This window comes from Arthrobacter sp. ov407 (assembly GCF_900102895.1).
In the GTDB taxonomy this organism is placed as follows: domain Bacteria; phylum Actinomycetota; class Actinomycetes; order Actinomycetales; family Micrococcaceae; genus Arthrobacter.
Window position 1 is genome coordinate 109,782 of record NZ_FNGD01000010.1, and the last position, 24,057, is coordinate 133,838.

Consider the following 24,057-nt stretch of genomic DNA (forward strand, 5'->3'; position numbering starts at 1 on the left):
CGCAGGGCGCGAGGCCCGGTGCCACGCAGGCGGCCAAGAGGGCCGGCGCGGCATCGGGCTTCATGGCCTCGGGCCTGGGCGTCGCCCTGTTTTCGTCAGCGGTGTTCGGGCTCTCCGGCTCATTCGCCAAGGCGCTCCTGGAAACCGGCTGGACACCCGGCGCGGCCGTCACGGCCCGGCTTACGGGCGCGGCCCTGATTCTGGCCATCCCCGCAATAGCCGCCCTGCGCGGGCGGTGGCACCAGCTCCGCGACAATTGGCTGACCGTCATGCTGTTCGGATTCATCGGCGTCGCCGCCTGCCAGCTCTTCTACTTCAACGCCGTGTCCCGGCTCTCCGTCGGCGTCGCCCTGCTGCTGGAGTACCTCGCGCCGGTCTTGATCGTGCTCTGGCTGTGGGCCGTCAGCCGGAAACGGCCCCGGCCACTGACCATTGCCGGCACTCTCCTCTCCCTCGGCGGGCTGGTCCTGGTCCTGGACCTCACGGGAGCCGTGAAGGTCGACTTCATCGGCGTGCTGTGGGGGATCGCGGCCGCCGTCTGCCTCGCCATCTACTTCTTCATCACCGCCAAGGAAAACGACACCCTCCCTCCCATCGTCTTGGCCTCCGGCGGGCTCATGGTGGGCGCGATCGTCATGTGGCTGACCGCGGCAACCGGGCTGCTGCCGATGGCCTTCAGCACCGCCGACACCCGCCTGGGCCCCTGGGTTACGCCGTGGTGGGTGGCGCTGGGCGGCCTCGTGGTCTTGGCCACTGTGGTGGCGTACGTGTCCGGAATTGTCGCCGCGCGGGCTCTTGGCTCGAAAGTCGCGTCCTTTGTCTCGCTCACCGAGGTGCTGTTCGCCGTCATCTGGGCGTGGCTGCTGCTCGGCGAACTGCCCGGGCCCATCCAGCTCCTTGGCGGGCTGCTGATCGTCGGCGGGGTGGTGCTGGTCCGGCTGGACGAGCTCCGGGCCCCGTCCGGCACCGGTGCGGCAGCGCTGGACCATGCGAACGACTGCGAGCCCGTGCCGTAAGCCGCCGCGAGCCTTACTTCGCAGCGTGCCTGCCAGGTGCAAGCTTTCACACCGTGGGCCCTCGTTCCCGGGCCCGAAGGCACCTAGCATGGAGATATGTGCCGAAACATCCGGACCCTCCACAATTTTGAGCCCCACGCGACCACCGCCGAGGTGGAGGCCGCGGCGCTGCAATACGTGCGCAAGATCAGTGGCAGCACCAAGCCGTCCAAGGCCAACGAAGAGGCCTTCAACCGGGCTGTGCATGAGATTGCCCACGCCACGCAGCATCTGCTCGACTCCCTGGTGACCCACGCTCCGGCAAAGGACCGCGGGGAGGAAGCCGCCAAGGCCAAAGCCCGGTCTGCCGTCCGCTTTGGCGCAGCCTGAGGCAAGGGCGCCCGGCGAAGCTGCGGCTTAGCTGCCGAAGCTGCGCAGCCGCAGCGAGTTGGCCACCACCAGCACCGAGCTGGCGGCCATCGCGGCGCCGGCAATCATCGGGTTGAGCAGGCCCAGGGCTGCCACCGGGATGCCCACGGCGTTGTAGAAGAACGCCCAGAATAGGTTCGTCTTGATGGTGCTCAGCGTCCGGCGGGAGAGCTCGATCGCCTGCGCTACCTGCCCGAGGTCGTTACCCATCACCGTCAGATCGGCAGCCTCGATTGCGACGTCGGTGCCGGAGCCCATGGCGATGCCCAGGTCCGCCTGCGCCAGCGCCGCGGCGTCGTTGACCCCGTCCCCGGCCATCGCCACAGTGGCGCCCGCCGCCTGCAGCCTCCGGACGGCCTCGACCTTGCCCTCCGGGAGCACACCCGCGAAGACGTCGTCCGGGCTGATCCCGACGGCGGCCGCCACCTGCGCGGCCACCGCGGCGTTGTCGCCGGTCAGCAGGATCGGCCGGAGCCCGAGTTCCCGGAGCCGGGTGACCGCGGCTGCGGAGCCGGGCTTGACGGTGTCCCGCAGCCGGATGATGCCGGCGGTTACGCCGTCCACGGCAACCCAGATGGCCGTGGCGCCCGAGTCTTCGGCAGCGCCCAGCGCCTCCCGCTGTGCCGGGGCCGGGGCGATGCCGAGCTCCTGCAGCCAGCCGGTGCGCCCCGCGGCTACGAGCCGGCCGTCCACGGTGCCCTGGACGCCGCCGCCGGGCGCGGAACGGAAGCCGGCGACGGCGGGGAGACCGGCGACGTCGTTGTTCAAGCGCTCCGCAGCCAATGCCGCAGTGGCGATGGCCCGGGCGATCGGGTGCTCGGAGGCATTTTCCACCGCCCCCGCGAGGCGCAGGACCTCGGCATCGCGGTGCGGTCCGAAGCTCTGGAGGCCGTCCACGGCAAGGTGGCCGGTGGTGACGGTTCCGGTCTTGTCCAGCAGGATCGTGTCCACCATGCGGGTGTCTTCAAGGATCTGCGGCCCCTTGATCAGGATGCCGAGCTGGGCGCCGCGGCCGGTTCCGGTGAGGAGCCCGACCGGCGTGGCCAGCCCCAGGGCGCAGGGGCACGCGATGACCAGTACGGCGACGGCGGCGGTGAAGGCGGCCCGGACCTCGTCGGGGCCCATGGCCGGTCCGGCCGCCATCAGCCAGGCCCCGAAGGTGAGGGCGGCGATGGCCAGGACGACCGGCACGAAGACGGCGCTGATGCGGTCTGCGAGCCGGGCGATGGGTGCTTTCCCCGTCTGCGCCGCAGAGACGAGGCGGCCCATCTGGGCCAGGGTGGTTTCGGACCCGACGCGGGTGGCACGGACCAGGAGCCAGCCGGAGGTGTTGATGGTGGCCCCGGTGACCTGGCTGTCCGGGCCAACTTCCACCGGCACGGATTCGCCGGTCACGAGGGAGGCGTCCACGGCAGAGGAGCCGTCGATGACCACGCCGTCGGTGGCGATCTTCTCGCCGGGGCGGACCACGATCACATCTCCGACGGCCAGCTGATCGGCCGGGATCTTATGCTCAGTGCCGCCGCGCAGGACCGTCGCGTCTTTTGCCCCCAGGTCCAGCAGTGCCCTGAGGGCGTCGCCTGCCTTCCGTTTGGCGCTGGCCTCCAGGTAGCGGCCGAGCAGGAGAAACGTGGTGACCACGGATGCGACCTCGAAGTACAGGGCGCCGGAGCCCATGCCCTCCGCTGCCGGGTGTTCGGTCATACGCGGGTCGGCAAGGAGCTGGCCGGCAGAGAACGCGTAGGCAGCAATCACGCCGATTGAGACCAGGGTGTCCATGGTCGAAGCCAGGTGCCGGGCGTTGGCGGCCGCGGCGCGGTGAAACGGCCAGGCCGCCCAAGCGACCACCGGAAGGGCAAGGACGGCGGCCGCCCAGCCCCAGTTCGGGAACTGCAGCGCCGGGATCATCGAGATCGCGAACACCGGCACGGTGAGGGTGGCTGCCACGACGAGCCGCGGGCGGAGCGAGGGTGCAGCTGAACTGGTCGGAACCCCGGTGCTGGACGGGATTTCTGCGGGCTCAACCGGTGTGCTCGGGTGCCGGGGGGACCGGATCGTGGCCTTGTAGCCCGCGGCCGCGACCGTGGCGGTGATCTGGTCGTCGGTAATGTCCGCCGGGACGCTGACACGGGCGGTCTCGAGGGGGAGGTTGACGCTCGCTTCGACGCCGTCGAGCTTTCCGAGCCTGCGCTCGACCCGGTTGACGCAGGAGGCGCAGGTCATGCCCTCGATATCGAGGTCAATGAGGCGGCTTCCGGCCTGGTCCAACAACTGCTCGCTGCTCACGGCGCCCTTCTTTTCCCGGTCGATTCGCTTTGTGCCGTCCCACGGCGTCTGCCGTCCGACGGTGCGACCCTCACTCAGGCTTCGCTGGCGACCACGAGGTAGCCGGCCTCGGCGACTGCCTCGCCGATCTCGGAGGACGACAGTGTTTCGCTGGAGGTGATCGTGACGGTGGAGATGCCGCCGGCCTTGAGATCGACGTCGATCTTTTCGACGCCGGAGAGCGCCTCAAGTTCTTCACTGACGGAGGACACGCAGTGGCCGCAGGTCATGCCGGAAACGTTGACGGTGGTGGAAACGGTGGCCATGGCGTGCTCCTTGTCGCTGGGCAGGGGGTGGTTCCCCGGCCCGGTGGTGTGGTGGGTGATGCAGGTCCTAGCGCAGGAGGCGTCCGATGGCATCGGTGGCTTCCTTGACTTTGAAATCGATGGCCTCGGCCCGAAGCTCCGGATCCGGCTCGGCGGCGGCGCCGACAACGCAGTGGCCGATGTGCTCCTCGACGAGCCCCAGGCTCACCGCATGCAGGGCCTTGGTGACGGCGGCGACCTGGGTGAGGATGTCGATGCAGTATTTGTCCTCGTCAACCATCCGGGCGATGCCGCGGACCTGCCCTTCGATCCGCTTGAGCCGGCGAAGGTAGGCATCCTTGTTGGCGGTGTAGCCGTGCTGCTCGTGGGGCGCTGTGTCCAGGCTCGACGGGTCAGTGCGCGCCGTGCCGGAAACTTCTGACTCGCTCATGCCCCCAACATATACCCCCTAGGGGTATGTTTCAAGCCTCGATGCGGGCTGGCGCTCAATGCGGAACGTCGCGCACATTAAAGAGCTCCGGAGTGCGTTATTGGGGGATACGCACTCCGGAGCAGCTTTGGGGTAGGCGGTTCGTCCGGCCTACACATCGAGCTTACTCGGCAGTAGTGGGTAACACCAGCACCCCGAATAAGTACTTTCGCTTTACTTTCTGCCTGCCGGGGCGACCGCCGGAACTATCAGGATCGGACGATCCTGATGGTGGCTCAGCCACGCCGCCACAGAACCGTTGAGCGCCGCGGAGATGCGGTGGCCGATGCCGCGTTCGGGGGTCCCCACCACGATCATGCACGCGTTGGCGTCCGCGGCCAGCCTGCCGATAGCCCGGGCGGGGTCCCCGGCCAGGGTGCGCAGCGTCCAGTCGATCCCCATGCTTGCGCAGCGTGCCTCAATGACGGAACGGAGCTCCTGGGTGGTCGTCCGGATCCGGGTGTCGTCCGCGTCCGGGTGCAGGGACAGGCGGTGCGCGGATCGCGCCGGATCCCACTCCACGAGGTAGCTTGCCTCATCCACGTAGGCGCAGATCATGGGCGCGGAAAGGGTCTTCGCAAGGGATGCCGCCACCTGCAGCACCTCGGGATGCTGTCCCGGAACGACGCCCACCACGAGGGGCGCCGGGCCGTTTGCGGAGTCGTCAGGCATACTTCATTCTGGCGCCGGTGTGCCGCCCTGAACAGGGGCTTCCGCCCCGTTTCCGCAGCTCGGGACGGCGCTGACGCCGTTTCCCGCGGAGTCCCTTGAACAGCCCGTGAACGGGGCCTACGGTTGAAGAACACAGGAGGAGGTGGCCGCCGTGGAGATCTACATGTGGTGGTTGGATCTGGATTTGGCGAGCAAGGAGTGGCTTCGGGAAAACCTCCGGACCATCGAACTGCCCGAGGCCGTGCGGCAGGGAATCGCCGCCGCCGGTGGCCCCCGTCCCGCTGAATCATCCGCCGGCGGGACCTCAGTCTTGACGGCTGCGGACTGGGACTTCATTGAGACGCAGTCGGAGTTCGTCGACTAACACGGATGCCACCGGTGCGGTAGCGCATCCCGGCGGCGCGGGTAGAAAATCATTGCGGCCGTCCGGCGGGGATGGTTGCATGGGACGCATGGCTACTGCAGAGAGTTATGTCCTGGCGATCGGGACCAAGAAGGGTCTTTGGCTGGCGACCAGCCCGGACCGAACGGACTGGTCCCTGTCGGGACCGCATTTTCTGATGAGTGAGGTGCCCAGCATCGGCATCGATACCCGCGATGGCAGGACCCGGATCCTGGTGGGGGTCCGCTCCGAGCACTGGGGTCCCACGGTTTTCCACTCCGATGACTTGGGCGAATCCTGGAGCGAACCCGAAAACGGTGCCATCACGTTCCCCGACGGCACCGACGCCGCCTTGGAACGGATCTGGCAGATCCACCCGGACGCCGACTCCCGCCCGGGCGTCGTGTGGGCAGGCTGCGAACCGATCTCGGTCTGGAAATCGACCGACGGCGGCGAGCACTTCGAGCTCAACCGCGGCCTCTGGGACCATCCGCACCGCAGCGAATGGGGCGCAGGCTATGGCGGCGCCGCCGCGCACTCGATCGTCGTTGACCCCACGGGAGAAAAAGTCCACGTTGCCATGAGCACGGGAGGGGTCTACCGCTCGCTCGACGGCGGCACCTCCTGGGAGCCGCGCAACAAGGGGATTTCCGCGTACTTCATGCCGGATCCCAACCCGGAATTCGGCCAGTGCGTCCACAAGATCGCGGCCGACGCCGCCGTCGACGGCCGCCTGTACGCTCAAAACCACCACGGCGTGTACCGCAGCGACGACGACGCCGAATCGTGGGAGTCGATCGCCGAGGGGCTGCCGGCGGACTTCGGTTTTGTCATGCTGACGCATCCGCGCCGGGCCGGCACGGCCTGGGTGATCCCGCTGAAGGCTGACGGCGAACGAATTCCACCGGACGGGAAGTTGGCCGTGCACCGGACCGATGACGCCGGCGCCACCTGGAAACGGCTCGACGCCGGGCTCCCGGAAGCCGAGTACAACGCCGTGCTGCGCGATGCTGCCAGCGTCGATGGCGCGGAGCCCGCGGGCGTCTACTTCGGGACGCGGGGAGGCAGTGTCTACGCCAGCGCTGACGAGGGGGAACACTTTACCGAAGTCGCGTCGCACCTGCCGGATGTGCTGTGCGTGCGGGCAGCCGTGGTTTCCGCGGCCCTGCTCCCGGCGCAGCCGTGATGGGGTAGAAGCGCATGAACAGCGCCATGATCAGCGGCGACTCCATGCCGGCGGACTCGGCGATCAGCGTGGTCCTGCCGAGCGTCCTCCAACCGCTCGCCGGCGGGCAGTCCATCCTGACTGCGCCCGCGGAGGCGGCGGTAACCGTGGAGTGGTTGCTGGATGCGGTGACCGGGGACTATCCGGCGTTGTCGCGGCGGTTGCGGGACGAGACCGGAGCTGTTCGCCGTTACGTGAATATATACGTCAACGGGAATGAAATCAGGCGGCTGCAGGGCCTGGTGACTGCCGTGGTTCCGGGCCAGGAAGTCCTCATCATCCAGTCTGTGGCGGGAGGCTGACGCCTCAGGCGACCCGCCAGAGCGTGCATTCGTCCGCATTGACGGCTTTGCGCATGCCGGTTTGGCGGTCCATGATCCAGACGACGCCGATTCCGGGGGCGGTGTCCTGGACGCTGCCGCGGCGGATCACGACGTCGTCGTAGTTCGGGCCCACCCGCAGGCGGGCCTCGATCTCATCGCCGCGGTGCAGCTGGTCGAGGGTGCGGACGCGGGTTACCTGGGCTTTCGCGTCTTTGAACATGGCGGGGCCTCCCGGACTGGAGATGGTGCCTGCTCTTGCCGGCACTTCCAGTGTCCTGCGCCAATGTTGCGTCCGCGTTTCAGCACGGTAAGCGGCCGGTTAGTTTTCGACGGCGCCGCGGTTGCCGGCCCGCTTTTTGCCGGCGGGCGCCCTCAGGGGATTTGACGTTCCCCCGGGCGCTGGACCCGGAACCACCGATACCCGTAGCGGTCCAGCGGAAGTTCGAAAGCGCCGTTGTCGGAGAGTGGGATGTCCTCGCCGCCGAGCAGGTCCCGGAGCACGGCCCCGGCGTACGAACGCCCCGCATCTCCCTGCGCGTCCGGCCCCTCTGGCCCGCCGCCCTCACCCTCCTGCGGCGGCGGCGACGTCGCCCCAGCCGTCTCCACCGCCGTCTCCACCGTGGCCGTCACGGACGCCGGCTTGGCGCCGAAGTTGTGGGCGACAATCACGGTGGAACCGTCCCAGGTGCAGCGCTGCAGCAGCACCGCCGGTGAGGCGTGCTTGATGAGTTCGAACGTGCCCCAGCCGAGCTCGGGACATTCCCGGTAGCGCTGGATCAGCGTCGCGACGAAGTTCCACAGCGAGTCGGGATCCCGTTTCGCGGCCGCGGCGTTGATGTGTGCCGGCCCGTAGGGCCCGTCCACGGGCTGGGCCACGAGGTCCCCGGGCGGCGCGGTCGAGAAGCCGCCGTTCCCGCCGTCGTCCCACTGCATGGGGGAGCGGACGGCCGAGCGGCCCTTCGCCCGCAGGTCTTCGCCCATCCCGATCTCTTCGCCGTAGAAGAGCACCGGGGTGCCCGGCAGCGAGAACATCAGGGAGTAGACCATGCGGATCCGGGCGGGGTCGCCGTCGAGCATGGTGGGCAGCCGCCGCCGCAGTCCGCGGCCGTACATCTGCATGTCGGGATCGGGGCCGAAAGCTGCGAAGACCTCCTCGCGTTCGGCATCGCTGAGTTTGTCCAGCGTGAGTTCGTCGTGGTTCCGGACGAACATGGCCCATTGGTTGTCGGGATTGATTTTCGGGCGGCTGCTGAGCGTCCGGGCCAGCGGCCGGGCGTCCTGCCGGGCCAGCGACAGGTACATGTTCTGCATCGAGAGGAAATCAAACTGCATGTTCAGCTCGTTGCCGGCCGGGCCGCCGAAGTATTTCAGCTGCTCTTTGTACGGGAGGTTGACCTCGCCCAGGAGCACGGCACTGCCGTGGCGGCGGTTGAGGAAGCTGCGCAGGGCGCTCAGGTACTGGTGCGGATCGATTTTCGCGGCTTCGTCCTTGGGCTCGCCGAGCAACTCCAGGAAGAACGGCACCGCGTCCAGCCGGAAGCCGTCCAGGCCCAGCTGCAGCCAGAATCCCATCGAATTCGCGATCTGGTCCCGCACTTTGGGATTCATCACGTTAAGGTCCGGCTGGTGTTTGGAGAACATGTGCAGATACCACTCACCGGTGGCCTTGTCCTGGGTCCAGATGGACGTCTCCTCGCCGGGAAACACCACCTGGTCCGAGGTGTCCGGGGGTGTGTCCTTCCGCCAGACGTAGTAGTCGCGGTAGGGGTTGTCCACGGACTTGCGGGCCTGGACGAACCACGGGTGCCGGTCGGAGGTGTGGTTGATGACAAAGTCCGCGATCACCCGGATGCCGCGATCGTTCGCGGTGCGGATGAATTCCACCAGATCCCCCAGGTTCCCGAGCCGGGGATCCACGCCGTACATATCGGTGACATCGTAGCCGTCGTCCCGGTCCGGGGAGGGGTAGAAGGGCATGAGCCAGATGCAGGTGATTCCGAGCGCGGCAAGATAGTCCACGCGCTGGATCAGTCCGCCGAAGTCTCCGGTGCCGTCGCCGTCGCCGTCGAAGAATGTCTCCGGGTCCAGGCAGTAGATCACCGCGTTTTTCCACCAGAGGTCAGAGGTTTCGGCGATTCTCACAGTGCACCGTCCGTTCCGGTCATGGCTTGTCCCGCCGGGCGGAGCTGGGGGAGGACGTGTTCGGCGAAGGCGTCGATAAACGGCGCCTGCTCCTGGCCGACGAAGTGCAGGTACAGCTCATCGAATCCGAGGTCCAGGTAGGAGGCGAGCCATTGGGCGTGCTGTCCGGCATCGGCGGAGACGTTGACGGCCGCCCGCACTTGGTCCTCCTGGACGCCGGCGCTGACGCCGTCGAAATGGGCCGCCGTGGGCAGGTCCCAGGGAATCGGCGGCGCAAAGACGTTGGTGCGCCACTGGTCCACGGCGATCGCGACGGCCTCGGCCTCTGTCGGCGCCCAGGACAGGTGGACCTGAAGGGCAGCGTTCCCGCGGCCACCGGCGTCGCGGTAGGCCGCTAGCATGTCCTTCAGCTTTTCCGGCGGCTGGTTCACGGTGACAAGTCCGTCCGCCCAGGCCGCCGCCCGGCGCGCTGTTTTCACGCTCACAGCCGGCGCAATCAGCGGCGGTTTGGTCTCTGGAACGTCCCAGATCCGGGCTTGCTCCACTGTGACGAGGCCGTGGTGCGTGACCACGTCGCCAGCGTGGAGCCGGCGAATGATGTCAACACACTCCTCCAGCCGGCGCTGCCGCGTCTCCTTCGGCGGCCACGCCTCGCCGGTGACGTGCTCATTCATGTACTCGCCGCTGCCCGGGGCCATCCAGAAGCGGCCGGGAAACATGTCCGCCAGGGTGGCTGAGGCGTGCGCGATGATCGCCGGGTGGTAGCGCTGCCCGGGCGCCGTCACCACCCCGAAGCGCAGCCCGGTGGTGGCCAGCGCGGCCCCGAGCCAGGACCAGGCGAACCCGGAATGGCCCTGCCGGGCGGACCACGGTTCAATATGGTCCGAGCACATGGCGGCATCGAAGCCGGCCTGCTCGGCCAACTGCACGTCCTTCAGGAGGCGGCCGGGGCTGATCTGTTCATGCGAGGCGTGGAACCCGATGGTAGCCATCACCCATGTCTACCGTGGGGGCGGGGCCGTGTCGAGGAACCCTCGTTGAGGAAACCCTCGTAGAGGAACCCCTGCGGGGGTGGCGGTGCCGGGCCCGCGGCGCAAGAATGGGCGCTATGCGACTGCCGTTGATGCCTCCCATTGCGCCCATGCTGGCCAAAGCACTCCCCGCCCTCCCGGTGCCGGACAACGGAACGGGCTGGCTCTTTGAACCGAAGTGGGACGGCTTCCGGTCCATCATCTTCCGCGACGGCGAGGAGGTGGAGATCGGCAGCCGGAACGGCAAGCCGATGACACGCTACTTCCCCGAGCTCGTCGAGGCGCTTAAGACGGAGCTGCCGGAACGCTGCGTGGTGGACGGCGAGATCATCCTGGTGGCGGCCTCCGGTGACCGGCTCGACTTCGATTCGCTCCAGCAGCGCATCCATCCGGCCGCCAGCCGGGTGAAGCTGCTCGCGGAACAGACCCCGGCGCGCTTCGTGGCGTTCGACCTGCTAGCCCTGGGCGACGATGATCTCACGGGCAAACCTTTCGCCGAGCGCCGGCGGGAGCTCGAACGCGCACTCGCAGCCAGCGCGGCCCCGGTCCACCTTACGGCCGCGACCTCCGACCGGGACACGGCGCAGCGCTGGTTCCGGCAATTCGAGGGTGCCGGACTTGACGGCATCGTGGCCAAGACACTGGAGGGCACGTACCAGCCGGACAAGCGCGCGATGGTCAAGGTCAAGCACGAACGGACGGCGGACTGCGTGCTCGCCGGATACCGCGTGCACACCTCCGGTCCGGACCGGATCGGCTCGCTGCTCTTGGGACTTTATGACGACGCCGGGGTGCTGGCGAATGTCGGCGTGGTGGGCGCCTTCCCGATGGCACGGCGCACGGAGCTGTTTGCCGAGCTGCAGGAGCTGGTCACCGGTTTCGAGGACCACCCCTGGGCCTGGGCCCAGCAGGAGGCGGGGGCGCGGACGCCGCGGAATGCCGAGGGGAGCCGGTGGAGCGGCGGCAAGGACCTGTCCTTCACCCCGCTCCGGCCCGAGCGCGTGGTCGAAGTGAAATACGACCACATGGAGGGCGCACGGTTCCGCCATACCACCCAGTTCATGCGCTGGCGTCCGGACCGGGATCCGCGCTCCTGCACCTATGACCAGCTGGAGGAACCGGTGAAATTCGATCTGGCCGCGGTGCTGGGCGCTGGCAAGGACTGACCCCGGGGCTCCCGCCCGGTTCAGACGCTCCCGCCCAGTTGCTTTCCGCGGCCTAACGCGGAACACGCAAAAGCCCGGCGTGTCGCGTGAACACGCCGGGCTTTCCGGTGATGCGGCCGGGGGCAACCGGGCAGGAGTGCTGCGGCGGGGCTACTTGGCGGGTCTACTTAACGCCGAGCTGCTTGGTGGGGACCCGGAAGGTTTCCTTGGCCGTCAGTGCCGAGACCGTAGCGATCAGGCAGATGATGGCGGTGAAGATGCTGATCTGGACCCAGCCGCCGGCCTGGATGCCGCCCATGGCCGCCACGATCGCCGGGGCGAATCCGGCCATGAGGAAGCCGAGCTGGGTGCCGATTGCGAGGCCGGAGAAGCGGACGTTGGTGCTGAACATCTCGGCGTAGAAGGAGGGCCAGACCGCGTTGGCTGCAGCGTAGCCGAAAGAGAAGAATCCGATGGCCGCGAGGAACATCAGCGCGACGTTGCCGGACTCGAGGCTCAGCAGGAAGACGGGGGTCAGGACCGCGCTGGACAGCGCGCCGTAGATGAACACCGGCTTGCGGCCGATCCGGTCCGCGAGCATGCCGAAGAGCGGCTGGGTGCCCAGGGCCATGAAGTTGGCGCCGACGACGAGCCAGAGGGTGGTGGTGCCGTCCACGCCGGCGACGTTCTTGGCGTAGCTGATGGCCAGGGTGCCGAAGACGGTGGACACGGCGGCGATGAACGCGCAGGCGATGACGCGGAGGACATCGCGCCAGTGGCTCTTGAGGAGGTCGGCAACCGGGAGCTTGGAGATCTGGGCGGTCTTCCGTGCCTCCTCGAATGCCGGCGGCTCGTGCAGGGTGCGGCGGATGAAGAACGCGACGAGCACCACCACGGCGCTGAGCCAGAACGGGATGCGCCAGCCGATGGTGTACTTGATCTCGTCGGGCAGGGCCAGGACGGGGATGAAGACGAGGGCCGCGAGGATCTGGCCGCCCTGGGTACCGGTCAGGGTCCAGGAGGTGAAGAAGGAGCGGCGGCCGTCGGGGGCGTGCTCCAGCGTCATCGAGGACGCACCCGCCTGCTCGCCGGCTGCGGACAGGCCCTGGCAGAGCCGGGCCAGTACCAGCAGTGCCGGAGCCCACCAGCCGACCGTGTTGAAGTCCGGGAGGCAGCCGATGACAAAGGTGGAGGCACCCATCAGCAGCAGCGTGAACATGAGGACCTTCCGCCGGCCCACCCTGTCGCCGAAGTGGCCGAGGATGACGGCGCCGACCGGACGGGCCACGTAGGCGAAGCCGAACGTAGCGAACGACATGATGGCCGCGTTGGTGTCGGCGTCCGGAAAGAAGACGTGCGGGAAGATCAGCGCCGCTGCGGAGCCGAAGATGAAGAAGTCGTAATACTCGACGGCGCTGCCCAGGAAGCTGGCAAGGGCCGCCTTCTTCGGCGTCCCCCCTGTGGTCATACCCGCCGTCGTGGACGGGACAGTCTGGCTCATGATGTTCCTTTGGTGTGACGACGTTGTCGCGGATGGATCAGGAAGGTTTCGGCCGCCGCTTATTCAAGTGTTGTGCAACCGGAAGTCCGTGGAAAGACCCGGACTAGTAGCCACATGGCGGAAGCTACTTGTGCGATGTAGAAAGCATGACTGTGAGCGCAGTCACTTGTCAAGAAAATTAATCACCATCTAGAAATAGCTCTCACTATGTGGGAACATGAATGCATGAGTGTGAATCAAGACACAGAAATTCCCGGCACTTCCGGACATCCTGCGGACGCCCCTTCGAAGCCCGCCAAGACCGCCAGGGAGGACTCGCGGACGGACATGGTGGGGAAGGCGCTGGGCCTGCTGGTCCTCCTCGGAGACGAGCCGCGCGGCGCCAGTGCCGCGGAAATTTCCCGCCGGGCGGATCTGCCGTTCAGCACCACCTACCGCCTGCTCGGCTCCCTGACGCGGGACGGCTTCGTGGACTACGAGCCGGATGGCCGCCGCTACCACCTGGGGCTGCGGGTCTTCCAGCTCGGCCAGCGCGTCTCCAATCACCACGGCTTCGCGGGTACGGCCCTGCCCATCCTGCGGCGAGTCACGGAGGAAACGGGCGAGGCGACCATCCTCTCCGTCCGGGACGGCATCCACCACCTCACGGTGAACAAGGTGGACGGCCCGCAGACCTTCCGGGTCACGAGCGACCCCGGTCATCTCGGGGCCCTGCACACCACGTCGGTGGGCAAGGCGCTGGTGGCGTTCGCCGATGACACCACCCGCGCCCAGCTCGTCGACGAGCTGCCCCTGGAACCGCTGACGGCGCTCTCCGTTACGGACCGCGAGGCTTTCCGGGCGGAGATCGAGCAGGTCCGGCGCCAGGGCTACGCCACCATGGACGAGGAAAACGAGCTCGGCATGCGCGCCGTCGCCGTCCCGGTCTTCAACGCCCAGGGGCACGCCTTCGCCTCGCTGGCCACGGCCGTCCCTGTTTTCCGCCTGAGCATGGAGTCCCTGGTGGCCCTCGTGCCGTTGCTGCAGGCGGCGGCCGCGGAGCTGTCGGCCCGGCTGCCCCAGCGGTGACAGCCGGCCGCCCCGGAGGTACAGCCCGACACCCGCGCCGCCGACCTCGTCATAATATGTTCGTCATTCGAACAATAGTGCAACATGTGAACAAAGTCTGTAACGTAATCCCCATCACCCGGCCCGCGGACGCCGCAAGCGTCACCGCCCGCCGAGTGTCGTTGTCAAAGGAGCTAACCGGATGAGCAATCGAGCAGAGTCCTTCCTCGTGGGCCTCGTGGGAGACGGCGTCACGCCCTCCCTCACGCCCTACATGCACGAACGCGAAGGCGACGTTCAGGGCCTCCGCTACCTCTACCGCCCCATCGACCTCACCGAACTCGGCTTGCCCGGCCAGGCCGTGGGAGAGCTGCTCTCCGGCGCCCGGAGCCTCGGGTTCAACGGATTGAACATCACGCACCCCTGCAAACAGCTCGTGCTCGACTACCTCGACGAGGTCTCCGCCGATGCCCGGCGCCTCGGCGCCGTCAACACCGTGGTCATCCGCGACGGCCGCTTCATCGGCTACAACACCGACTTTTCCGGCTTCGCGGCGGCGCTGGCCTCCGGGCTCCCCGCCGCCACCCTGGACCGCGTAGTGCAGCTGGGCGCCGGCGGCGCGGGTTCCGCCGTCGCCTACGCCCTGCTCACCGCGGGAGTCCGCGAACTGGACCTCGTGGACACCGACGCGGCGCGCTGCGCCGCCCGGGCGGCCGAGCTCGCCGGATTCTTCCCGGACCGGACCGTCACTGCCCGGGCGACGGCGGAGCTCCCGCAGCTCATGCCGCAGGCCGACGGCCTGGTGCACTGCACCCCCGTGGGCATGGCCGCCCACCCGGGCGTTCCGCTGGACATGTCCCTCGTGGAGTCCCGGCACTGGGTGGCCGACATCGTGTACAGGCCGATCGAAACCGAGCTTGTCCGCGAGGCGCGCGCCAAGGGCTGCGACGTGCTCGACGGCGGCCGGATGGCCGTGGGACAGGCGGCGGACGCCTTCCGGATCTTCACCGGGCGCCAGGCCGACGCCGACCGCATGCGCTCCCACTTCCTAGAACTCGTGGCCGCTGAAGAAGTGGCCGCCTGATGCGCACCGGAATCGCCACCGTCTGCCTCGCCGGCACCCTGCGGGAAAAAATGCAGGCCTGCGCTGTAGCCGGCTTCGACGGGATCGAGATCTTCGAACAGGACCTCGTGACGTCCCCGCTGAGCCCGGAGGACGTCCGGAAGCTGGCCGCCGACCTCGGCCTCACCCTGGACCTCTACCAGCCGTTCCGCGACTTCGACAGCGTCCCCGAGGACTTGCTCGCCGCCAACCTGCGCCGCGCGGATGCCAAGTTCCGGCTCATGTCCCGCCTGGGCATGGACACCATGCTGCTGTGCTCCAACGTCGGCACGGCCACGATCGACGACGACGAGCTCCGGGCCACCCAGCTCTCCCGGCTCGCGCACCTCGCGGGCGACCACGGCGTCAAGGTCGCCTATGAGGCCCTGGCCTGGGGCAAATACGTCAACGACTACGAGCACGCCCACCGGCTGGTCGACACGGTGGACCACCCCAACCTGGGCACCTGCCTGGACTCCTTCCACATCCTCTCCCGGGACTGGGACACCGCACCGATCGAGGCCTTCAACCCGGAGAAGATCTTCTTCGTCCAGGTGGCCGATGCCCCCAAGCTGTCCATGGACGTGCTGTCCTGGAGCCGGCACTACCGGGTGTTTCCGGGCGAGGGCCAGTTCGAACTCGCCACGTTCATGGGCCATGTGGTCCGCGCCGGCTACGCCGGGCCGGTGTCGCTGGAAGTGTTCAACGACGTCTTCCGCCAGTCCGACGTCGAACGCACCGCCGTGGACGCCATGCGGTCGCTGATCTGGCTCGAAGAGCAGAGCGCCGCATGGCTTGAGGCAAACCCGGCCACAGCCGAAGGCGAGGTGGCCAGCGGTGTGACAGGCCAGGTGTCCGGCGCCCCGGCCCGGCGCCGCTACCCCATGGAGCTCGCCACGCTTCCCCGGGTGGCCGAGCCCGCCGGCTTCAACTTCGCCGAGGTCCGGGCAGGGGACACCGCCGGCCTGGAAACCCTGCTCGGCCAGCTGGGGTTCGCGTTCAACGGGCGGCATCGGACCAAGAACGTGCAATTGTGGACCATGGGCCAAGCCCGCGTGATCATCAACGAAGAACCCGCCGCTTTTGGCACAGTAGCGGCCGCAAGCGCCGGGACCGCCGCGGTGCCCGCAATTTCTGCTGCAATTCCTGCCTCTATTTCTGCTGCAATTTCTGCCGTGGGCTTTGACGTCGACTCTCCCGTCATCGCCGCCGCCCGCGCCCAGCAGCTTAAGGCCCCGGCCGTACCGCGGAAGAGCCAGGCCAATGAGGAGATTTTCCAGGGCTTCGCGGCCCCGGATTCCACCGAGATCTTCCTGTGCCAGGGAAACCCGGACGGCACCGCCGCGTGGACCCGGGAATTCGGTGACGGCCTGGACGTCCCCGCGGCGGATCGGGCCGGGGACCCCGGCGCGGTGATCGACCACGTCAACCTCGCGCAGCCGTGGCAGCACTTCGACGAGGCCGTGCTCTTCTACACCAGCGCCCTCGCGCTGGAACCGCAGCCGTTCGCCGAGGTGGCCAGCCCGAGCGGGCTGGTCCGGTCCCAGGTGATGCTGACGCAGGACCGGGGCGTCCGCCTGGTGCTGAACTTGGCCCCGCTGAACCAGCAGGAAGGGACCACCGGAGGCGCCGAAGCTACTGGCGGCACCGGCCCCCGCCCCGGCTACCAGGAACACATCGCGTTCGCGGTGAATGACCTGGTGGCGACGGCCCGGGCCGCACGGGACCGCGGGCTGGATTTCCTGCAGATCCCGGCGAACTACTACGAGGACCTCGATGCCCGGTTCGCGCTGGAGCCGGCATTCCTGGCCACGCTCCGCGAGCTCAACCTGCTCTATGACCGTGACGCCGATGGCGAATTCCTGCATTTCTACACCGCCACCGTGGGCAGCGTGTTTTTCGAAATGGTGGAACGCCGCGGCGCCTACGACGGCTACGGCGCTCCGAACGCGCCCGTGCGGCACGCAGTCCAGTACGACCACCTGCACCAGCTGGCCCGCCGTCCCTGATCCCTGCCCGAACAACAATCACACCATCGAAAGGAGGCTGCTGTGCCGGAAGAAATCAACCTCGAGATATTCAACGCCGACCCGATCACCGAGGACTTGGCCAACGAGACCACGGAGGCCGCACCAAAGACGTACGCGCTCGACGCTGCCGCAGAGTCGCAGGCGGACCTCAGCGCCGAGATGAAAGCGATCGGCGAGTCCTACGCCCGCGCCCTCAAAGACGGAGCCCCGGCCGAGATCCAGCCGCGGCTGGACTACGCGCCGTACCGCAGCAGCGTCCTGCGCCACCCCACGAAGAGCCTGCACCACGCGGACCCGGAAACCATTGAACTGTACTCGCCGGCGTTCGGGCACATGGACGTCCACGCGCTCGAATCGGACCTCACCATCGCGCACAACGGCGAGCCGCTGGGCGAACGCATCGTGGTCTCCGGCCGCGTGCTCGACGGCGACGGACGCCCCGTCGCCGGCCAGCTGGTCGAAATCTGGCAGGCCAACTCCGCCGGCCGCTACATCCACAAGCGCGACCAGCACCCGGCGCCGATCGACCCCAACTTCACCGGCGTCGGCCGCTGCATAACGGGCCCGGACGGCACCTACAGCTTCACCACCATCAAACCCGGCGCCTACCCGTGGAAGAACCACCTCAACGCCTGGCGGCCGGCCCACATCCATTTCTCCCTGTTCGGCTCCGAATTCACCCAGCGGATCATCACCCAGATGTACTTCCCGGGCGACCAGCTGTTCCCGCTGGACCCGATCTACCAGTCGATCGTGGACCAGGACGCCCGCGACCGGCTCGTGGCCACCTACAACCACGAGCAGACCAAACCCGAATGGGCCATGGCCTACAACTGGGACATCGTCCTGACCGGGTCCAAGCGGACCTGGACCGAAAACGAGGCCCTCGGAGCGGACGATGACCATGAATAAGCCCACCCAGCTGACGCCAACACCGGCGCAGACAGTCGGACCGTTCTTCGGCTATGCCCTGCCTTACGCCAAGGACCGCGAGCTCCTGGCCCCCGGTTCCCCGGGATCCATCCGGCTCCAGGGCACCGTGTATGACGGCGCTGGCCACCCGATCCCGGACGCGATCCTGGAAATCTGGCAGGCTGACGCGGACGGCAGCGTCCCGCAGCACACAGGCTCCCTGGTAAGGGACGGCTACACCTTCACGGGCTTCGGCCGCACAGCCGTGGGGAACGCCGGCACGTTCACGTTCACCACCGTCAACCCGGGCCCCACCGAAGCCGGCGCTGCGCCGTTCATCGCCGTGGCCGTGTTCGCCCGCGGCCTCATGAACCGCCTGTTCACCAGGGTCTACCTGCCAGATGACGAGGCGGCACTGGCCCGGGACCGGCTGCTCAGCTCGCTGGACCCGGACCGGCGCCGGACCCTGATCGCGCGCCGGGATCCCGACGGCGGCCTGAGCTGGGACATCCGCCTCCAGGGCGACGGCGAGACGGTGTTCTTGGATTTCAGCGGCGTCGAGGGACCCTCAACGTGACTTTCTTCGAAACCGACGGCGACGCCGGCCTGCACGGCGACTTTGGCCTACTGAGTCCCGTGTCGGCGTCGCCGCTTGTGGCGGCATTGACCGGGGACCGTGCAGTGCTCGCCGCCATCCTCAAGGTGGAAGCGGCCTGGGCTGCGGTCCTGGACGATGCGGGCCTCGCCCCGGCCGGGTCCGCCGCGGTGGTGGCCGCCGCCGCGGACGTGCAGCGATACGACGTCGCGGGCATCGCCGTCCGCGCCCAGGGCGGCGGCAATCCCGTCATCCCGCTGCTCGCCGACCTCCGAGAGCAAGTCAGGAACCTGGACACTGCCGGACTTGGCGCGGTGCAGGCCGTTCACACGTCGCTGACCAGCCAGGACGTGCTCGACTCGGCCCTGATGGTGCTGGCTGCCGGGGCCGTGCGCGAACTGCTCGCCGAGCTCAAGGCGGCAACGTCCGCTCTCGCCGGCCTCGCCGAAGCCCATGCGCCCACGCTTTGTGTTGCCCGCAGCCTGACCCAGCATTCACTGCCCTACAGCTTCGGACTGCGGGCCGCGCAGTGGTTCAACGGGCTTGCCGCCGCGGCCAGCCGGCTCGAGGCCCTCGACCTGCCGGTACAGACCGGCGGCGCCGCCGGGACCCTCGCCGCCGGCACGGTGCTGACTGACGGCGCAGTGTTGACTGACGGCGCAGTATTGACTGACGGCGCAGTGTTGGCTGGCGCTGGGCAGGGCGGTGCCGGGCGGCTGTCCCCGTTTGACCTCGCCGACCGGCTGGCCGCCCGCCTGGGTCTCGCCACTGTTCCTGCCCCCTGGCACACCAACCGCCTTGCCGTGACCGCGCTCGGCGACGCGCTGGCGGCCGTGACGGACGCGGCCGGCAAGATGGCCGCCGACGTCCTGTTCCTGAGCCGGCCGGAGGTGGCCGAGCTCGCCGAACCGCGTACTGCCGGGCGGGGCGTGTCCTCGGCCATGCCGCAGAAGCAGAACCCCGTGCTGTCCGTGCTGATCCGCAGCGCCGCCCTGCAGGCCCCGGCCCTGGCCGCACAGCTGCACCTCGCGGCCGCCAATTCCAACGACGAACGCCCCGACGGCGCCTGGCACAGCGAATGGGCGGCCCTGCGCCAGTTGCTGCGTTTGGCCCTCGGTGCGGCCGGGCAGCTCCGCGAATTGGCCGAAGGGCTGCAGGTCTTCCCCGGGGCGATGCGCCGCAACCTCGACCTCACCGGTCCGCTGCTGCTCTCCGAAGCCGTCAACGTCGCCGTCGCGCCCCTTTTGGACGTCCGCAGCGCCGAGACGGGATCGCGCCGCTCCGGCAAGCAGCGTCTGCAGGCCGTCGTGGACAAGACCCTTCAGGCCCCGGCGGTGGAGCAGCCGGCCACCTACCGGAAACTGCTCCGCGAGGCGGTCCCCGAGGGTCTACTCGCGGACGCCCGGCTTGAGGAGCTTTTGGATCCGGCCAACTACCTCGGCCAGGCAGCAGCCATCACCAGCCGCATCCTCGCGGCGTACCCGGAATACGCGGCCGGATCGGCCTCACCTGAATATGACCGTGCCACCGCCCACCAACTCCAGAATGGAGCCTCCCGTGGCTAGACCTACCGTCAAGGCAGTCCTGCTCTCGCCCCAGCGCGCGCTGGGCGACAAGCCCCTCCTCATCGTCGGGCCCTCGCTCGGAACATCCTCCCTGCTGTGGAGCCAGGCCGGCACCCTGCTGGGCGACGACGTCGACGTCATCGCCTGGGACCTGCCCGGACACGGCGTCTCGCCCGCGGCGCAGGAGACCTTCACCGTCGCCGACCTGGCGGATGCCGTGATCGGCCTGGTCGATTCGATCGCCCCGGGTGCGCGCTTCCACTACGCCGGCGTGTCCCTCGGCGGGGCCACCGGCCTGCAGCTTGGCGTCAAGCACGGCGACCGGCTCAAGAGCCTCTCCGTGCAGTGCTCCGGCGCGAAGCTCGGCACTCCCGAGGGCTGGCTGGAACGCGCCGAAACCGTGCGAACGCATGGAACCCCGGTGATGATCCAGGGGTCGGCGCAGCGCTGGTTCGCCCCGGGATTCATGGAGAGCCAGCCCGAGCTCAGCAGCCGGCTCCTGCACACCCTCCGGGACGCCGACCGCTTCAGCTACGCCTTCTGCTGCGAGGCCCTGGCCGGCTTCGACGTGCGGGACCAACTCGGCACCATCCGCGTCCCCACCCAGGTCATTGCCGGCGTCCTGGACGCCGTCGCCCCGCCGTCGATGGCCGAGGAAGTGGCCGCGGGCATCGCCTCCGGCGGCGGCACGGCCACGGCCGTCAGCCTGGAGGGCGTGGCACACCTGGCGCCCTTCGAGGCGCCGGGCCACATCGCCGAGCTGCTGAAGGGCCTCATCACCTGGACCGAGACCCAGGGAGCAGGCGCATGACCGGCCCCGAACGCAACGGGGTAGTCCAGCCCGGCGCTACCAGCCAGGAAATCTACGATGGCGGCATGAAGGTCCGCCGCGAGGTCCTCGGCGCCGCGCACGTGGACCGCGCCAACGCCAACAAGGATTCCTTCACTGAGGACTTCCAGGACATGATCACCCGGATCGCCTGGGGCGGCATCTGGACCCGGCCCGGGATCAGCCGGCAGATGCGCTCAGCCGTCACCCTTACCGCCATGGTGGCCCACGGGCACTGGGAAGAACTAGCCATGCACATCCGCGCCGCCATCACCAACGGCCTGAGCCGGGACGAGATCAAGGAAATCCTGCTCCAGACCGCCATCTACTGCGGGGTCCCCTCCGCCAACACCGCCTTCAAGACCGCCCAACAGGTGTTCCATTCCATGGACGAGGCAGAAATGGACAGCACTGAAATGGATAAGAACTCATGAACCAGGCCTTTGTGTACGATGCCGTCCGGACCCCGTTCGGGAAGTTCGGCTCCGGCCTCGCCGCCGTCCGCCCGGATGACCTCGCCGCGCACGTGATCGGTGAGATCGTCAGCCGCGCCCCGGCCCTGGACCCCGAGCGGATCGACGAGGTGGTGTTCGGCAACGCCAACGGCGCCGGCGAGGAAAACCGCAACATCGCCCGGATGGGCACCCTGCTGGCCGGGCTGCCGGTCTCGATCCCCGGCACCACCGTCAACCGGCTCTGCGGCTCCTCGCTGGACGCGGCGATCATCGCCTCCCGCCAGATCAACACCGGCGACGCGGAGCTCATGCTGGTCGGCGGCGCCGAATCCATGTCCCGCGCCCCCTGGGTGCTGCCCAAGACCGAGAAGCCCTACCCGGCCGGAGACCTGACCCTGGCCTCCACCACGCTGGGCTGGCGCCTGGTGAACAAGGCCATGCCCAAGGACTGGACCATCTCGCTGGGCGAGGCCACGGAACGGCTCCGCGAGAAGTACGGCGTGACCCGCGAGCAGCAGGACGACTTCTCAGCCAACTCCCACAACCTCGCCGCCGCGGCCTGGGACGTGGGCTTCTACGACAACCTCGTGGTCCCGGTCCCGGGCACGGAACTGGTCCGCGACGAAGGCATCCGGGCCGGCTCCTCGGCCGAGAAACTCGCCGGGCTCAAGACGGTGTTCCGGACCGAGAACGGGACCGTCACCGCCGGGAACGCCTCCCCGCTCTCCGACGGCGCCTCCGCGGCCTGGCTGGGCAGTGAGGCTGCCGCCGGGCTGCTCGGCCTGGACCCGCTGGCCCGGATCGCCGGGCGCGGCGCGCACGCCAACGACCCACAGTACTTCGGCTACGCCCCCGTCGAGGCCGCCAACAAGGCCCTCGCGAAGGCCGGCATCGGCTGGGACCAGGTGGGCGCCGTCGAACTCAACGAGGCGTTCGCGGCGCAGTCCCTGGCCTGCATCAACGCCTGGGGCATCGACCCGGCAATCGTGAACCGGCACGGCGGTGCCATCGCCATGGGCCACCCGCTCGGCGCCTCCGGCGGCCGGATCCTCGGCACCCTGGCCCGCAGCCTGCAGGCCTCCGGGCAGCGCTGGGGCGTCGCCGCGATCTGCATCGGCGTCGGCCAGGGCCTGGCCGTCGTCCTCGAAAACGTCACAACCGCCCCGGCAACAACACAGCCGGCACAACCAGCGAAGGGCTAGGCCATGCTGAATTTCATTGACACGGTCGGCGAGGCCGTCGCCGGCATCAAGGACGGCTCCACCGTGATGATCGGCGGCTTCGGCAACGCCGGGCAGCCGTTTGAACTGATCGACGCGCTGCTGGACTGCGGCGCCACCGACCTGACCGTGGTGAACAACAACGCCGGCCAGGGCGACCAGGGCCTGGCCCTGCTCATCAAGGAAGGCCGGGTAAAGAAAATGATCTGCTCCTTCCCGCGGCAGTCCGACTCCTGGCACTTTGACGCCAAGTACCGGGCAGGCGAGATCGAACTCGAACTCGTCCCGCAGGGGAACCTCGCCGAGCGGATCCGCGCCGCCGGCGCCGGGATCGGCGGCTTCTTCACGCCCACCGGCTACGGCACCATGCTCGCCGAGGGCAAGGAAACCCGCATCCTCGACGGCCGCGGCCAGGTCTTCGAGACCCCCATCCATGCCGACGTCGCCCTCATCAAGGCCCTCACGGCGGACGGCAGGGGCAATCTCGTCTACCGCAAGACCGCACGGAACTTCGGTCCCATCATGGCCGCCGCCGCCAAACACACCATCGTCCAGGTGTCCGAGATCGTCCCCACCGGCGGCCTGGACCCGGAAATCATCGTGACTCCCGGAATCTACGTCAACAGCATCGTCCGCGTGGCCGCAGCCGCAGGCGAGACAGAAAGGGTGGCCTGAGATGAGCATCCCTACCAATGACCAGGCGAGTGTCCGGACCGGCATCCAGGCTTCCGAGACGCCGCTGGGCCGTGACGATCTCGCCCGCCTCGTGGCCCGCGACATCCAGCCCGGATCCTTCGTGAACCTCGGCATCGGCCAGCCCACCCTGGTCTCCAACTACCTCGAGCCGGAGCAGAACATCACGCTCCACACCGAGAACGGCATGCTCGGCATGGGCCCGGAAGCAGCCGGGGACCAGATTGACGGCGACCTCATCAATGCCGGGAAGATCCCCGTGACCGAGCTGCCCGGGGCGTCCTACTTCCACCACGCGGACTCCTTCGCGATCATGCGCGGCGGCCATCTGGACATCTGCGTGCTGGGCGCCTTCCAGGTGTCCGCCACGGGTGACCTCGCCAACTGGCACACCGGGGCGCCGGACGCGATCCCCGCCGTCGGCGGCGCCATGGACCTCGCCACCGGCGCCAAGGACGTCTTCGTCATGATGACGCTCCTGACCCGCGACGGCGTGTCCAAGCTCGTGGAGGCGTGCAGCTACCCGATCACCGGGATCGGCTGCGTGACCCGCGTCTACACCGACAAGGCCGTCTTCCTGACCGGACCCGACGGCGTCCAGGTGCGGGAGACCTTCGGCTGCACGCTCGAGGAACTCCAGGCCATGGTCCCGGTGCCGCTCCGGGCGGCGGACCCAAGCTGACAGTCCTGCGGGCGGATGACCT

General features: G+C 68.5%; 25 protein-coding genes. 17 read left to right on the plus strand and 8 right to left on the minus strand.

Annotated elements, in window-relative coordinates:
- Positions 1-62 precede the first annotated feature (62 nt).
- Both BLS42_RS14010 and BLS42_RS14015 read left to right on the plus strand, forming a co-directional pair.
- The gene (locus BLS42_RS14010) at positions 63-1,016 is read left to right on the plus strand and encodes an EamA family transporter (RefSeq protein ID WP_090582276.1); all 954 of its coding nucleotides are present in this window, start codon (positions 63-65) and stop codon (positions 1,014-1,016) included.
- A 96-nt stretch (positions 1,017-1,112) separates the two neighbouring features.
- Positions 1,113-1,385, plus strand: coding sequence for a DUF2277 domain-containing protein (locus BLS42_RS14015; protein WP_069950057.1), 273 nt, complete (start codon positions 1,113-1,115; stop codon positions 1,383-1,385).
- Positions 1,386-1,412: 27 nt separating this feature from the next.
- Here BLS42_RS14015 and BLS42_RS14020 read toward each other — a convergent pair whose 3' ends face one another.
- From BLS42_RS14020 to BLS42_RS14035, 4 genes are all read right to left on the minus strand, one after another.
- Complete coding sequence (locus tag BLS42_RS14020; RefSeq protein WP_090582148.1) at positions 1,413-3,710, minus strand: heavy metal translocating P-type ATPase; 2,298 nt, start codon at positions 3,708-3,710, stop codon at positions 1,413-1,415.
- A 74-nt stretch (positions 3,711-3,784) separates the two neighbouring features.
- Positions 3,785-4,015, minus strand: a complete 231-nt coding sequence (locus tag BLS42_RS14025; RefSeq protein ID WP_090582149.1) for a cation transporter — start codon at positions 4,013-4,015, stop codon at positions 3,785-3,787.
- 67 nt (positions 4,016-4,082) lie between these two features.
- The gene (locus tag BLS42_RS14030; protein ID WP_090582151.1) at positions 4,083-4,445 is read right to left on the minus strand and encodes a metal-sensitive transcriptional regulator; all 363 of its coding nucleotides are present in this window, start codon (positions 4,443-4,445) and stop codon (positions 4,083-4,085) included.
- A 213-nt stretch (positions 4,446-4,658) separates the two neighbouring features.
- Positions 4,659-5,156, minus strand: coding sequence for a universal stress protein (locus BLS42_RS14035; protein ID WP_090582153.1), 498 nt, complete (start codon positions 5,154-5,156; stop codon positions 4,659-4,661).
- Between the two features lie 151 nt (positions 5,157-5,307).
- On the opposite strand from BLS42_RS14035, the gene BLS42_RS14040 reads away from it, so the two are divergent.
- From BLS42_RS14040 to BLS42_RS14050, 3 genes are all read left to right on the plus strand, one after another.
- Positions 5,308-5,520, plus strand: a complete 213-nt coding sequence (locus tag BLS42_RS14040; protein WP_090582278.1) for a hypothetical protein — start codon at positions 5,308-5,310, stop codon at positions 5,518-5,520.
- Positions 5,521-5,599: 79 nt separating this feature from the next.
- Positions 5,600-6,724 carry a WD40/YVTN/BNR-like repeat-containing protein gene (locus tag BLS42_RS14045; protein WP_090582155.1) on the plus strand — a complete coding sequence of 375 codons (1,125 nt, stop codon included), beginning with the start codon at positions 5,600-5,602 and terminating at the stop codon, positions 6,722-6,724.
- Positions 6,725-6,738: 14 nt separating this feature from the next.
- Entirely contained in the window at positions 6,739-7,065 is a 327-nt protein-coding gene (locus BLS42_RS14050; RefSeq protein WP_256336473.1) for a MoaD/ThiS family protein, read from the plus strand.
- A 4-nt stretch (positions 7,066-7,069) separates the two neighbouring features.
- On the opposite strand, the gene BLS42_RS14055 is transcribed toward BLS42_RS14050, so the two are convergent.
- From BLS42_RS14055 to BLS42_RS14065, 3 genes are all read right to left on the minus strand, one after another.
- The gene (locus tag BLS42_RS14055) at positions 7,070-7,306 is read right to left on the minus strand and encodes a hypothetical protein (protein ID WP_090582157.1); all 237 of its coding nucleotides are present in this window, start codon (positions 7,304-7,306) and stop codon (positions 7,070-7,072) included.
- Between the two features lie 152 nt (positions 7,307-7,458).
- A complete protein-coding gene (locus BLS42_RS14060) occupies positions 7,459-9,228 on the minus strand; it encodes an alpha-amylase family protein (RefSeq protein ID WP_090582159.1) in 1,770 nt (589 codons plus the stop codon).
- Positions 9,225-10,220 carry a TIGR03885 family FMN-dependent LLM class oxidoreductase gene (locus BLS42_RS14065; RefSeq protein ID WP_090582161.1) on the minus strand — a complete coding sequence of 332 codons (996 nt, stop codon included), beginning with the start codon at positions 10,218-10,220 and terminating at the stop codon, positions 9,225-9,227. The genes BLS42_RS14060 and BLS42_RS14065 overlap by 4 nt, the downstream gene beginning before the upstream one ends.
- A gap of 116 nt (positions 10,221-10,336) precedes the next feature.
- Here BLS42_RS14065 and BLS42_RS14070 point away from each other — a divergent pair, with 116 nt between their 5' ends.
- The gene (locus BLS42_RS14070; RefSeq protein WP_090582163.1) at positions 10,337-11,425 is read left to right on the plus strand and encodes an ATP-dependent DNA ligase; all 1,089 of its coding nucleotides are present in this window, start codon (positions 10,337-10,339) and stop codon (positions 11,423-11,425) included.
- A 163-nt stretch (positions 11,426-11,588) separates the two neighbouring features.
- On the opposite strand, the gene BLS42_RS14075 is transcribed toward BLS42_RS14070, so the two are convergent.
- Positions 11,589-12,905 (minus strand): MFS transporter, encoded by a 1,317-nt coding sequence (locus tag BLS42_RS14075; RefSeq protein WP_090582165.1) that lies wholly within the window; start codon positions 12,903-12,905, stop codon positions 11,589-11,591.
- A 225-nt stretch (positions 12,906-13,130) separates the two neighbouring features.
- On the opposite strand from BLS42_RS14075, the gene BLS42_RS14080 reads away from it, so the two are divergent.
- The 11 genes from BLS42_RS14080 to BLS42_RS14130 all read left to right on the plus strand — a co-directional run bounded on the left by BLS42_RS14080 (position 13,131) and on the right by BLS42_RS14130 (position 24,035).
- On the plus strand, positions 13,131-13,973 hold the full coding sequence (locus BLS42_RS14080; RefSeq protein ID WP_371129583.1) for an IclR family transcriptional regulator: 843 nt from the start codon (positions 13,131-13,133) through the stop codon (positions 13,971-13,973).
- Between the two features lie 181 nt (positions 13,974-14,154).
- Positions 14,155-15,036: a shikimate dehydrogenase gene (locus BLS42_RS14085; protein ID WP_090582167.1), complete on the plus strand. Its 882-nt coding sequence runs from the start codon at positions 14,155-14,157 to the stop codon at positions 15,034-15,036.
- Complete coding sequence (locus BLS42_RS14090) at positions 15,036-17,063, plus strand: sugar phosphate isomerase/epimerase and 4-hydroxyphenylpyruvate domain-containing protein (RefSeq protein WP_090582168.1); 2,028 nt, start codon at positions 15,036-15,038, stop codon at positions 17,061-17,063. The genes BLS42_RS14085 and BLS42_RS14090 overlap by 1 nt, the downstream gene beginning before the upstream one ends.
- Positions 17,064-17,105: 42 nt before the next feature.
- Positions 17,106-17,996: a protocatechuate 3,4-dioxygenase subunit beta gene (gene pcaH / locus BLS42_RS14095; protein WP_090582170.1), complete on the plus strand. Its 891-nt coding sequence runs from the start codon at positions 17,106-17,108 to the stop codon at positions 17,994-17,996.
- The gene (gene pcaG / locus BLS42_RS14100; protein WP_090582283.1) at positions 17,989-18,573 is read left to right on the plus strand and encodes a protocatechuate 3,4-dioxygenase subunit alpha; all 585 of its coding nucleotides are present in this window, start codon (positions 17,989-17,991) and stop codon (positions 18,571-18,573) included. The genes pcaH and pcaG overlap by 8 nt, the downstream gene beginning before the upstream one ends.
- Positions 18,570-20,156 carry a lyase family protein gene (locus BLS42_RS14105; protein WP_090582172.1) on the plus strand — a complete coding sequence of 529 codons (1,587 nt, stop codon included), beginning with the start codon at positions 18,570-18,572 and terminating at the stop codon, positions 20,154-20,156. Before pcaG ends, BLS42_RS14105 begins: the two co-directional genes overlap by 4 nt.
- Positions 20,149-20,967: an alpha/beta fold hydrolase gene (locus BLS42_RS14110; RefSeq protein ID WP_090582174.1), complete on the plus strand. Its 819-nt coding sequence runs from the start codon at positions 20,149-20,151 to the stop codon at positions 20,965-20,967. Before BLS42_RS14105 ends, BLS42_RS14110 begins: the two co-directional genes overlap by 8 nt.
- Complete coding sequence (gene pcaC, locus BLS42_RS14115) at positions 20,964-21,419, plus strand: 4-carboxymuconolactone decarboxylase (protein ID WP_090582176.1); 456 nt, start codon at positions 20,964-20,966, stop codon at positions 21,417-21,419. Before BLS42_RS14110 ends, pcaC begins: the two co-directional genes overlap by 4 nt.
- The gene (locus BLS42_RS14120; RefSeq protein ID WP_090582178.1) at positions 21,416-22,642 is read left to right on the plus strand and encodes a thiolase family protein; all 1,227 of its coding nucleotides are present in this window, start codon (positions 21,416-21,418) and stop codon (positions 22,640-22,642) included. The genes pcaC and BLS42_RS14120 overlap by 4 nt, the downstream gene beginning before the upstream one ends.
- A 3-nt stretch (positions 22,643-22,645) precedes the next feature.
- Complete coding sequence (locus BLS42_RS14125) at positions 22,646-23,335, plus strand: 3-oxoacid CoA-transferase subunit A (RefSeq protein WP_090582180.1); 690 nt, start codon at positions 22,646-22,648, stop codon at positions 23,333-23,335.
- A 1-nt stretch (position 23,336) separates the two neighbouring features.
- Positions 23,337-24,035, plus strand: a complete 699-nt coding sequence (locus BLS42_RS14130) for a 3-oxoacid CoA-transferase subunit B (protein ID WP_090582182.1) — start codon at positions 23,337-23,339, stop codon at positions 24,033-24,035.
- The last annotated feature ends 22 nt before the right edge of the window (positions 24,036-24,057 follow it).

Bases quoted from the DNA above. Each gene is read 5' to 3' on its own strand.
- BLS42_RS14045 (WP_090582155.1), top strand. From the start codon at position 5,600: ATGGGACGCATGGCTACTGCAGAGAGTTATGTCCTGGCGATCGGGACC.
- BLS42_RS14090 (WP_090582168.1), top strand. From the start codon at position 15,036: ATGCGCACCGGAATCGCCACCGTCTGCCTCGCCGGCACCCTGCGGGAA.
- BLS42_RS14030 (WP_090582151.1), bottom strand. From the start codon at position 4,445: ATGAGCGAGTCAGAAGTTTCCGGCACGGCGCGCACTGACCCGTCGAGC.
- BLS42_RS14125 (WP_090582180.1), top strand. From the start codon at position 22,646: ATGCTGAATTTCATTGACACGGTCGGCGAGGCCGTCGCCGGCATCAAG.
- BLS42_RS14035 (WP_090582153.1), bottom strand. From the start codon at position 5,156: ATGCCTGACGACTCCGCAAACGGCCCGGCGCCCCTCGTGGTGGGCGTC.
- BLS42_RS14080 (WP_371129583.1), top strand. From the start codon at position 13,131: ATGAGTGTGAATCAAGACACAGAAATTCCCGGCACTTCCGGACATCCT.
- BLS42_RS14130 (WP_090582182.1), top strand. From the start codon at position 23,337: ATGAGCATCCCTACCAATGACCAGGCGAGTGTCCGGACCGGCATCCAG.
- BLS42_RS14120 (WP_090582178.1), top strand. From the start codon at position 21,416: ATGAACCAGGCCTTTGTGTACGATGCCGTCCGGACCCCGTTCGGGAAG.
- pcaC (WP_090582176.1), top strand. From the start codon at position 20,964: ATGACCGGCCCCGAACGCAACGGGGTAGTCCAGCCCGGCGCTACCAGC.
- BLS42_RS14050 (WP_256336473.1), top strand. From the start codon at position 6,739: ATGAACAGCGCCATGATCAGCGGCGACTCCATGCCGGCGGACTCGGCG.
- BLS42_RS14010 (WP_090582276.1), top strand. From the start codon at position 63: ATGGCCTCGGGCCTGGGCGTCGCCCTGTTTTCGTCAGCGGTGTTCGGG.
- pcaG (WP_090582283.1), top strand. From the start codon at position 17,989: ATGAATAAGCCCACCCAGCTGACGCCAACACCGGCGCAGACAGTCGGA.
- BLS42_RS14075 (WP_090582165.1), bottom strand. From the start codon at position 12,905: ATGAGCCAGACTGTCCCGTCCACGACGGCGGGTATGACCACAGGGGGG.
- BLS42_RS14065 (WP_090582161.1), bottom strand. From the start codon at position 10,220: ATGGCTACCATCGGGTTCCACGCCTCGCATGAACAGATCAGCCCCGGC.
- BLS42_RS14070 (WP_090582163.1), top strand. From the start codon at position 10,337: ATGCGACTGCCGTTGATGCCTCCCATTGCGCCCATGCTGGCCAAAGCA.
- BLS42_RS14015 (WP_069950057.1), top strand. From the start codon at position 1,113: ATGTGCCGAAACATCCGGACCCTCCACAATTTTGAGCCCCACGCGACC.
- BLS42_RS14025 (WP_090582149.1), bottom strand. From the start codon at position 4,015: ATGGCCACCGTTTCCACCACCGTCAACGTTTCCGGCATGACCTGCGGC.
- BLS42_RS14055 (WP_090582157.1), bottom strand. From the start codon at position 7,306: ATGTTCAAAGACGCGAAAGCCCAGGTAACCCGCGTCCGCACCCTCGAC.
- BLS42_RS14085 (WP_090582167.1), top strand. From the start codon at position 14,155: ATGAGCAATCGAGCAGAGTCCTTCCTCGTGGGCCTCGTGGGAGACGGC.